Origin of the sequence: Mesorhizobium sp. M8A.F.Ca.ET.021.01.1.1, assembly GCF_003998025.1 — a bacterium.
GTDB lineage: Bacteria > Pseudomonadota > Alphaproteobacteria > Rhizobiales > Rhizobiaceae > Mesorhizobium.
In genome coordinates this window covers 1-8,981 of the sequence record NZ_RZSJ01000224.1, presented here as the reverse complement: position 1 = coordinate 8,981, position 8,981 = coordinate 1, and the positions used below count along the sequence as shown (strand labels likewise).

Below are 8,981 nucleotides of genomic sequence, written 5' to 3'. Positions count from 1 at the left end.
GGCAAGCGTCTGCTTGGCGGCGGCAAGTCCCGTCTCGGCATCGCGAATGCGCTGCGCCAGAAGGTCGATGGCGAAGCGATCCTTCAGGCCGTCCTCGGCCCGTGCGCTCGCGCCGTCGAGCAATGTTCTGATCAGGCTAAGCATGGTTCTTCTCCCTTCGAAGTTTCTGTGAACAATGTTCACGATGCCAACGTAACAGGAAATGAACACTGTTCAAGAGCTTTTTTGAACGCTGTTCACGATGCGCGGCATATGGTAAACGAAGCGGCATCGGGTCGCGAACAGCAGGCCATCCGCAAGGCGCGCTCATTCAGAAGGAAAAGCATGGCACTGGACAAGGAAGAGGCGGGCGAGCGGGTGCTGGCCATTGCCGAGACGCTGCTCAACGAAGGCGGCATGGACAATCTGAAGGCCAGGACCATCGCCGAACAGGCGGGCATCTCGGTCGGCTCGGTCTACAATCTGTTTTCCGATCTCGACGGTGTGCACCGCGCCGTCAACATGCGGCTGCTCGACCGGCTGGGTGTCGCGGGGGCGGCGGCGATGGCCGACCTTGGCAGGCGCGGCATCACCGACGTGCGCCAACGGCTGATGGCACTGGCCGGCGCCTATGTGCGCTTCGTCGAGGCTCATCCCGGCAGCTGGCCGGCGCTGCTTGCCTTCAACAGGCGGCGTCCGGTGCTGACCGAGCCCGATGTCTATGAGGCGCGGCTCGACCAGTTGTTCGAGATCATCGCCAGTGTCCTTGCCGATGGCGGCTTCGATCTCGACGAGGACACGCGCCGGATCGCCGCGCGAACCCTCTGGTCAAGCGTGCACGGCATCGTCACCAGCGGTTATGCGGCCAGGTCCGTGCGCCGGCAGGCGGACGAGATCGACCAGCAGATCGCGCTCCTCGTCTGTGTCTTCATCAGGGGGCTGGAACGAGGCGGCACATTCGCGCATGCTGGGAAAACAACGTCGTGAATCGCATACCGACGGCGGTCGTAGGCGACAAGGAGATTTGAGCGATGTCTTTTCTGAAACGTCTTTTCGGCGGCGGTGGCGGCGAAGCGGCCGAGCCTGCAAGTGCCGCGCCCGCCAAGCAGGTCGAACACAAGGGGTTCACGATCAGCGCCACGCCCTACAAGACCGAGGGCCAGTACCAGACCTGCGGCGTCGTCTCCAAGGAGGTCGATGGCGTGGTGAAGGAGCACAAATTCATCCGCGCCGACCGCTTTGCCGGGCTGGACGATGCCGTCGATATCTCGATCAAGAAGGGCATCCAGCTCGTCGACGAGCAGGGCGAGCGAATTTTCGGCTAGGGCACAAGACGCGCCATACCTTACCGAAGCAGATGCATCAGTTCGTCCGGGATTGAGTGACCGCCGGCGCGGGAGCAACCGTCGGCGTCGGTGCGGCCGTCGCCGGGGGAGTGGCCTTGGCCTCAGATCCACCAATGACATAGCCCGGCTCTTCCGAGTACGAATAGACCTTCGTTACGATGCCTGATTTGAGCGCTTCAGCGTCCCAGACGTTATATAGGCCCTGCGGTGTTGCCAGCCCCATCATGGCGAACACATCGGCGCTGTTGAGGCCCATTTGGTCGAAATAATCTGACATCATCTGCTTCAGCGCCGGATCAGCCACGGTCGAAATTTCATCGAGATTTCTTCTGCCGTTGTGCATTCGGGGTTTGTTCCGGCCGTTCGTTATCTGATGGACGGCGATACGGGCAGTGGCAGCCGCGGCGCGAACCCGGCCTCCGGCCAAGGCCCATGGGCAAGCCGAGAAACAGTACGCCCCGCCAGAATGAACTTCCCCTTCCGACCAGCCGTCCCTAACGATCTTTTCCGGACAGCGCGGAACCAGCATCGGGCAGCCATTCAACTGCGTCCTGCCTATCGCGGTTTCGAGGTTGGCGTCCCGGATCATGTGCCCGATCGCAAGCGCCGCATCCACGTTTCCGCCGCCGGACTGAAACACGATCGGAAGTCTCTGGCCCTTCAGACTCCGCAGAAACTTCTCAAATTGTCTATCTGTATCAGGTTTAATGATACCTTCTGCGGATATCCATTGAATGCAGCTTACATTGCAATCGCCGTTCCGAACCAAAATGAAATTCATAGGCCATTCTTCGGGCGCTTTCTGCTTTGCGGCGCCCGACGAGGTGCCAACCAAGGTCAGGGACGCAAGGAAACCTGCGACAATCAAGCGAAAGACTGCCCGCAAGCCCAGGCGAGTTGCCATGATGGAAAACCCCCACAAACAAAAGAAGAACCCTCGAGCACTCCGTTTGAAGCGCTCGAGGTCCCCATATCAGCCGGTGTGCCGTCAGGGTATCATCCGCGCTTTTGGATGACGCCGTAGAGCACGTTGCGGTTCTCGCCGAAGTACACCTGCGCCTCGACGGTGTTGCGGTCGACGCTGGCATTGATGATGTTCCACATGTCGACCTCCGACCGCAGCAGCAGCACCCAGTCCATGAACGTTTCCCGGTAGCCGGCGTCAGGAGTGCCCTCGGCGTAGTTCGCAAACAGGAATGTCCCGTTCGGCTTCAGCATCTGCAGGCATGTCTTGGTGAGTTTCACGGCGACATTGTGCTGGAGGTAGTCGTAAAGGCCCGACGCATAGATGAGATCGAACTTGCCAAGCTTTTGGCTCCTGGTGAGCACGGTGCGTACCGAGCCGTCGATGGCCTCGACCGCGGTGCCCTGGAAGTCGCGCGCGATCAGTCCGACGCTCTGGGGATCCTGGTCGAGCGCGACCCAGCGCTTGAGGCGGCCCTCGGCCAATGCGGTCGAACGGTTCGCTTCGCGCAGATGGCCGGCCGCGATCGCCAGGACTTCGGTTTCGGGTCCATTCTTGGCCGCGGTTTCATCGACATAGCGGGTCAGCAGATCGCGGCGTTCCCGTGCCGCGACGCATGACGGAACGTTCTGGGTATGGCTGTAAAGCGCCTTGCCGATCTCCGAGGCGCTTGCCACGCTCTCGGCCACGTGCGGGTCACAATAGATGTAGTCGAGCAACTGCGCGTCGCCGGAATACCCCCTGGGCTTGGTGAAGGACCAATGCGTCAGCGGATCCTCGAGAAAGTACTTCTGGAGCGGGTGGTTCTGCACCAGCGGTATCAAGGCTTGCCACACGTCGGGATGGACCTTAGCACGCAGCGCGTTGAGGAGCGACAGCAGGCGGCGAACAATCTCGGCGGGAGATTTTTGCTGCTCGACCTGTTGCTGTGTCGTCTGGAGGATGAGCGCCAGCTCCGCGCGAGCGGTTTCGAACGCTTCGCCGTGATGCTCGGGCTTTCCGCGACGGAGACCACCGGCAATCGCCTCCGCCGTAATCAGACTCTGGCCGTCAAAGACAGTTTGCACACCAAGGCTCCATAGTTAACAGTCAGTTAACTTATTGCTTAGAATACTCGGTTTGCCAATGTCGGCTCGCGGGCATTTTATCGGTATGATTAATTTCCCGCTAACCATGTCAATTCTTTGAGGTTTTTAAGGAGGGGATTCCGGGTTCGAGTTAACGGAAACTTGTCCTGCATCATTGCATTTGATCGCGCGGCAAGACGTGTCGTGCCCAAGGAGTCGGTCTGCGTTGGGGGCAGAAGCTGCAAAAGAATTCGGAACGCGAGATGCCCTTCAGCCGGGATTCGTCGTGAACGAACGCGCGTCGTCCAGAGTGGCAGATGCGGTGGATTCGGAACCGCACGACCCGCGCCAGGAACTGGGGGCGGCTGAACTTCGCATCCTTTACCGGACGGAAGCCCAGGCGAAGCGAAGAAAGGAGGCCAGGCCGGGCCTTTGGATCGCCGTCGTCATCTATGTCTTGTTTTCGGTATCGGATCTGCTGCTGATACCGGATGTCGCGGCCCTTACGATCACGGCCCGCTTCGCTGTCGGACTGACCGCACTGTTGGTTCTGGAAGCACAGCTTCGCCGGGGAGTCGCCACGGACTGGCTTGACGTGACCTGCGCCGGGGCCATCATCTTCGGTTATCTCGGCTGGCTTTGCCCTGCCTCCATGGGCGAGAACAAGGAAAGCGTCGCCTATTACATGGTCTTCGGCACCATCTTCATGATGAGTGCCAATCTTTTCTTCACGTTCCGGTTCAAAGTGTCGATCATAACGTCGACCATAATTTTGTGTATCTTGTATGTGGTGAACTACTTTCTACCGGCGTCGCTGACATACAAGATGGTATTCGGCACTTTCTACGTTTCGTGCTTCACGTTCACGTCCTATGTGAACTGGAAGCTGAACGAAGAGCGCTACAACGTCTTCCTGAACGCGCTGGAAGCCAAGATCCAGCACAATGAGGCCACCGAGCGCGGCAAGGCCCTGCTCAGGCTGTCGCGGACGGATCCGCTTACAGGTCTGGAGAACCGGCGCGCGATCGACGAGAAACTGCGCGACTACTGGAATGACTGGCAAAAGCTTGGCCATGGTTTTGCGGCGATCCTCATCGACGTCGACTTCTTCAAGAAGTTCAACGACTGCTATGGCCATCAGGAAGGCGATCGTTGCCTGATCCAGGTCGCCAATGCGCTCCGCGAGTTGATCAAGCAATATGACGGCTCCATCGGCCGCTATGGCGGTGAGGAATTCATCGTCCTGGCCCGCATGGGCAGGAAAGACCAGGTCGCGGATCTCGCGGAAGCCATTTGCCGCACGGTCGAGAACCTGGCGATCGCGCACGAGTTGCGGCGGGACGGCATCGCGATCGTGACGGCGAGCGTGGGCGCCGCATTCACCAGGAAGCAGACCGCCGCCAAGCTGGAAAAGATCATCCACGAGGCCGATCGAGCGCTCTATCTGGCAAAAGCCAGCGGCCGAAACTGTGTCCGGCTGTTCGATCCGACCGATCCCCAGAGCAGCGACGAGAGCGAGAACCTGGCGGCTTTGCTGAAGATCGCGATCGGCCAGGATCTCGTTTCGCTCGTCTATCAGCCCATCCAGGACGTCGCGTCGGGCAGGGTCGAGGCCGTGGAGGCGCTGATGCGCCTCAAGATGCTGGACGGCACCCTGGTTCCGCCGAGCCTGTTCATTCCCGTCGCGGAGCGAACCGGCGCCATCCTCGAGCTCGGGCGTTGGGCAATAAGGACGGTGTGCGCCGAGCTCCTGGCGCAGGATCACGTGCGCGTCGTCAGCGTCAACGTCTCGCCGATCCAGCTCAAGACGCCCGGCTTCGCGACATCGGTCGCGACCATTCTGGGCGAGACCGGCGTGACCGGCAACAGGCTGGCCTTCGAGATCACCGAAGGGCTGGAGATGGAGATGCACTCCGACATCCTGCGCTGCATCAGCGACCTGAAGCTGCTCGGGATCAGGATTTGGCTCGATGATTTCGGGACGGGCTTCGCCGGCCTTTCGTGGCTTCGTCTCATCGATTTCGATACGGTCAAGATCGACCGCTCGTTTCTCCACGACTGCGGCACCCCCAAGGGCATGGCGATGCTGCAGGACATCATCGCGCTGGTCAGAAATCGCGGCCACAAAATCCTGGTCGAAGGGGTGGAGACCGAGGAGCAGATGCTCCTCATGCGCCAGTTCGGCATAGACAAGGTCCAGGGCTTTCATGTCGGCCGCCCGGCTCCGGCCGCGATTTTCCAGGCCAAACGGGCCGTTCAAAAACGGCCGTTCACGGTCCTCAAGTCGGCGTGACGCCGAAGCAGGCGGTGGCTTGACCGGCCATTGGCCCGTCAAGCCCGCGTGTTTCTGGCCGCGATTGCCGTCCGGTCGTGCCTACAGCATGTCGCGGCGAATAGGATTCGCCCGACCTGCTGTAGGTGATTTTATGCATGTCGTTATGCCGGAACCGAGGACACTTCCGGGCGGCATGCATTATGCCGTCTGGAACGTCCTGCGTGGCAGCGGCGGGAAGGCGATGGCTATGCCCGCGGCGCCCAGTCCGATGAGAGCCGAGCCGATGAACAGCCAATGGTAGCTGGCATAAGCGTCGAAGATCATGCCGCCGGCAAGCGGCCCCAGCGCCATGCCGAGGCTGGAGAGCATGGTGGCGGCGCCGAACACGGTGCCGAGGATGCGCTGGCCGAACTATTCACGCGCCAGCACCGCGTAGAGCGGCATGACGCCGCCATAGGTGGCGCCGAAGATGACGGCCAGCATATAGAACTGGTCGAGCTGGCTGATCGAGAGATAGGCGGCAATGACGATCGCCTGGATCGCCAGCCCGGCGATCAGCACCGGCTTGACGCCGAGCCTGTCGGCAAGCACGCCGTAGAGCAGCCTGCCGCCGAGCCCAGCCAGACCCTCGACACTGTAGATCGAGACAGCGGCCATCGGGGCGACGCCGCACAGCATGGCGTAACTGACCATGTGAAAGATCGGGCCGGAATGGGCCGCGCAGCAGGCGAAGAAGGTCAGCCCCAGCACGATGAATTGCGGCGAGCGCAGCGCCTGCCCGACCGTCAGGCCGGCGCCTTCGGCGACTGGCGCCGCGGCCGCATCGGAGGCGGCGGGCTTCGGCGGCTGGCGCACCAGAAGGACGGCGGGCAATAGGAGCACCCAGGCCAGGAGGCCGATGTCGAACATGGCGGTGCGCCATTCATAGGCCGAAATCAGCCAGCGGGCCAAGGGCGAGATCGTCATCGGCGCCACGCCCATGCCGGCCGAGACCAGCGATACCGCCAGCCCGCGATTGGTGTCGAACCAGCCTGAGGTCAGCGCGATCATGGGCGCGAAGAAGGCGCTGGCCGCAAGCCCGACGAGCACGCCATAGGTGATCTGGAAGGTGAGAAGCGAACCGGCGCGGCTTGCCAGCACCAGCGCCAGCCCGAGCAGCACGGCACCGATCGTCACGACGATTCGGGCGCCGAAGCGGTCAGACAGGGCGCCCCAGGCGAATCCGCCGAGGCCCATCACCAGGAAGTTGAGCGTCATGGCGCTCGAAATGCCCGCGCGCGACCAGTTGGTATCGAGCGCCATGGGTTCGAGGAAGATCGCCAGCGAGAACATGGTGCCGATGGCGACGCAGGACATCAGCGCGCCAGCCGCGACGATGACCCAACGGTAGGAAAGGTTCATGGTTTTCTCCCATGCCGGAACGCAGTCTTGAGGCGGCACGGTCCAGCTTCGCCGTGCCCTTGCGTCCGTAGGACGCCGGCATCGGCGTTCATCCTACAATCCGGTTGCATTTTTTATCCAGTCTGGATGCCCGGATTGCGGCGGTGCCCCGAAATACTGGCTCCCTGAATTTGACCTCCATTTTCGATCGTGCTTTCGAGTTGCAAGCTGCTGCATTCCTGGCCTGTCCTAGATCGGCAGTTCCGACGTGTATTTGATCGTCTGGCTCGGCACGTCGGTCTTGACGTTCTGCACGCCCTTGATGCGGCTGAGATGTTCCGACTGGAAGCGGCGGTAGTCGTCGATGCCGGCTGCCACCACGCGCACCATGGCGTCGCAGTCGCCCAGCATGAGATAGCATTCCATCACTTGCGGCAGCTTGGCCACCTCGGTGGCGAAATGTTCGATCGTGTCCTCGTCCTGCGCCTTCAGCCAGATGCGGGTGAAGAAGGTGAGGCCCTTGCCGATGCTGGCCGGATTGATCACGGCGACATAGCGGTCGATGATGCAGGCTTCCTCCAGCAGCTTGACGCGCCGCAGGCAAGGCGAGGGCGACAGGCCGACCTCATTTGCCAGATCATTGTTGGCCATGCGGCCGTCGCGCTGCAGCGCCCGCAGGATGCGCTTGTCGATGTCGTCGAGCTTCATGGTGTTGAATTCCATTTTCCTGGCAATATGTGACAGTGAATGCCAAAATTGGCTCAAAGACAACAATCTTCGCAACCAAATTGCCGAGAAGTGTGGGTATGTTTTGCTCCTGACACCCAAGAAATTTCAAACGCGGGGCAGGGCGGCTGTGAGGCTGGCCTGTGGCAGACCATGAGCATTTCACAGGCAGTCGAAGCGGCCGGCAATGGTTCGCAATCCGAGTTCCGTCGTGGTGTGACGTCCTGCGCGCCGGTGCAGGTCGGCACCATTCCCTACGCGCTGGTGCTTGGCGCCCAGGCCACGCAGAAGGGGCTGAGCACGGTCGAGTTATCGATGATGACCGGGCTGAACTTCGCCGGCGGCTCGGAATTCGCGGCGATCCAGCTGTGGACGTCGCCGCCGCATATCCTCCTCATCGTCGCCATCACCTTCCTGGTCAACAGCCGTCATTTGCTGATGGGAGCGGCGCTGGCGCCATTCCTGCGCGAACTGCCGCGGCGCAAGGTTTTCCCGGCGCTGTTCCTCATGTGCGACGAAAGCTGGGCGCTGGGCCTGGCCGACGCCAAGCAGCGCGCCGCCGCGGGCATCGGCCCGGCCTTCAGCCCGCGCTACTATATGGGCGCCGCGCTGGCGATGTATCTCACCTGGGTGGCTTTCACCTCGCTCGGCGCCTTGCTCGGCCCGATGCTGGGCGATGTCGGGACCTATGGTTTCGACATGGCGTTTCCGGCCGTCTTCCTGGTGCTGATGCGCGGCATGTGGAAGAGCGTGGCGGCGGCGCGGCCCTGGCTGGTCAGCCTAGTCGTCGCGGCCCTTGTCTATCTCTTCATTCCCGGCGCCTGGTATGTCGCGGCGGGTGCGGTGTCGGGGCTGCTTGCTGCCTGGTTGATGGCAGGTGATGCATGATCGACATGACAACCCTTTTCACCATCGTGCTGATGGCCGGAGTCACCTATCTCACACGGATCGGCGGCTATGTCGTCCTGCGCAACCGTGTGCTGAGCGCGCGGGCGACCGCGGTGATGGAGGCGGCACCCGGTTGCGTGCTGATCTCGGTCATCGCGCCGGCCTTCGTGTCGCGCAATCCCGCCGACCTTCTGGCGCTGGCCATCACCTTCATCGCCGCGACGCGGCTTTCGATGCTGCCGACCGTGCTGATCGGCGTCGCTTCGGCGGCCCTGCTCAGGCTTTTCATTGGCTAAAACGAAAAAGGCAGGCGCGAACGCCTGCCTTTCGAGTTCAGATGATCGCGAGCCTTACGC

General features: G+C 61.6%; 8 protein-coding genes and 1 pseudogene. 5 read left to right on the top strand and 4 right to left on the bottom strand.

Annotated elements, in window-relative coordinates:
• The first annotated feature begins 324 nt into the window (after positions 1–324).
• Both EOA36_RS18290 and EOA36_RS18285 read left to right on the top strand, forming a co-directional pair.
• Positions 325–966 carry a TetR/AcrR family transcriptional regulator gene (locus EOA36_RS18290; protein ID WP_127278828.1) on the top strand — a complete coding sequence of 214 codons (642 nt, stop codon included), beginning with the start codon at positions 325–327 and terminating at the stop codon, positions 964–966.
• Between the two features lie 44 nt (positions 967–1,010).
• Complete coding sequence (locus EOA36_RS18285) at positions 1,011–1,304, top strand: HlyU family transcriptional regulator (protein WP_127278827.1); 294 nt, start codon at positions 1,011–1,013, stop codon at positions 1,302–1,304.
• A 37-nt stretch (positions 1,305–1,341) separates the two neighbouring features.
• Here EOA36_RS18285 and EOA36_RS18280 read toward each other — a convergent pair whose 3' ends face one another.
• Together EOA36_RS18280 and EOA36_RS18275 are read right to left on the bottom strand one after the other, a co-directional pair.
• On the bottom strand, positions 1,342–2,229 hold the full coding sequence (locus EOA36_RS18280) for a hypothetical protein (protein ID WP_127278826.1): 888 nt from the start codon (positions 2,227–2,229) through the stop codon (positions 1,342–1,344).
• 92 nt (positions 2,230–2,321) lie between these two features.
• Complete coding sequence (locus EOA36_RS18275) at positions 2,322–3,356, bottom strand: class I SAM-dependent methyltransferase (RefSeq protein WP_127278825.1); 1,035 nt, start codon at positions 3,354–3,356, stop codon at positions 2,322–2,324.
• Positions 3,357–3,642: 286 nt separating this feature from the next.
• Here EOA36_RS18275 and EOA36_RS18270 point away from each other — a divergent pair, with 286 nt between their 5' ends.
• On the top strand, positions 3,643–5,649 hold the full coding sequence (locus tag EOA36_RS18270; RefSeq protein ID WP_127278824.1) for an EAL domain-containing protein: 2,007 nt from the start codon (positions 3,643–3,645) through the stop codon (positions 5,647–5,649).
• Positions 5,650–5,829: 180 nt separating this feature from the next.
• Here EOA36_RS18270 and EOA36_RS18265 read toward each other — a convergent pair.
• Together EOA36_RS18265 and EOA36_RS18260 are read right to left on the bottom strand one after the other, a co-directional pair.
• Positions 5,830–7,032, bottom strand: a pseudogene (locus tag EOA36_RS18265) (MFS transporter).
• Positions 7,033–7,260: 228 nt separating this feature from the next.
• Entirely contained in the window at positions 7,261–7,719 is a 459-nt protein-coding gene (locus tag EOA36_RS18260; protein ID WP_127278829.1) for an Lrp/AsnC family transcriptional regulator, read from the bottom strand.
• A 171-nt stretch (positions 7,720–7,890) separates the two neighbouring features.
• On the opposite strand from EOA36_RS18260, the gene EOA36_RS18255 reads away from it, so the two are divergent.
• Together EOA36_RS18255 and EOA36_RS18250 are read left to right on the top strand one after the other, a co-directional pair.
• Positions 7,891–8,625 carry an AzlC family ABC transporter permease gene (locus EOA36_RS18255; RefSeq protein ID WP_127278823.1) on the top strand — a complete coding sequence of 245 codons (735 nt, stop codon included), beginning with the start codon at positions 7,891–7,893 and terminating at the stop codon, positions 8,623–8,625.
• Positions 8,622–8,921, top strand: a complete 300-nt coding sequence (locus EOA36_RS18250) for an AzlD family protein (protein WP_127278822.1) — start codon at positions 8,622–8,624, stop codon at positions 8,919–8,921. Before EOA36_RS18255 ends, EOA36_RS18250 begins: the two co-directional genes overlap by 4 nt.
• The last annotated feature ends 60 nt before the right edge of the window (positions 8,922–8,981 follow it).

Bases quoted from the DNA above. Each gene is read 5' to 3' on its own strand.
- EOA36_RS18280 (WP_127278826.1), bottom strand. From the start codon at position 2,229: ATGGCAACTCGCCTGGGCTTGCGGGCAGTCTTTCGCTTGATTGTCGCA.
- EOA36_RS18255 (WP_127278823.1), top strand. From the start codon at position 7,891: ATGAGCATTTCACAGGCAGTCGAAGCGGCCGGCAATGGTTCGCAATCC.
- EOA36_RS18290 (WP_127278828.1), top strand. From the start codon at position 325: ATGGCACTGGACAAGGAAGAGGCGGGCGAGCGGGTGCTGGCCATTGCC.
- EOA36_RS18260 (WP_127278829.1), bottom strand. From the start codon at position 7,719: ATGAAGCTCGACGACATCGACAAGCGCATCCTGCGGGCGCTGCAGCGC.
- EOA36_RS18285 (WP_127278827.1), top strand. From the start codon at position 1,011: ATGTCTTTTCTGAAACGTCTTTTCGGCGGCGGTGGCGGCGAAGCGGCC.
- EOA36_RS18250 (WP_127278822.1), top strand. From the start codon at position 8,622: ATGATCGACATGACAACCCTTTTCACCATCGTGCTGATGGCCGGAGTC.